At 65.8% G+C, this 225-nt stretch carries 1 protein-coding gene; it reads right to left on the reverse strand.

What is annotated here, in order from left to right; genetic code table 11:
* On the reverse strand, positions 1 to 225 hold a 225-nt coding region (locus tag ON44_RS33465), incomplete at both ends, for a protein kinase domain-containing protein (RefSeq protein ID WP_040697901.1).

The following is a 225-nucleotide window of genomic DNA, read 5'->3' on the forward strand; positions in this document are numbered from 1 at the left end:
GCGGTGAATGCCGGGGACGCGGTCACGACGCCCGTGGCCGTTCGGAATCCTTCGGCAATGCGGGCGATACCGAAATCGGTCAACGCCGGCTCGCCGTAATCGGTGAGCAGAATATTGCCCGGCTTCACGTCGCGATGCACGATGCCGAGCCGATGCGCGCTCTCGAGCGCGCCCGCGATCTTCACCCCGATCCACAACACGGTCTGCACCGGCAACGGTCCCTGT

It is taken from the genome of Nocardia vinacea NBRC 16497, from assembly GCF_000308835.1.
In the GTDB taxonomy this organism is placed as follows: domain Bacteria; phylum Actinomycetota; class Actinomycetes; order Mycobacteriales; family Mycobacteriaceae; genus Nocardia; species Nocardia vinacea.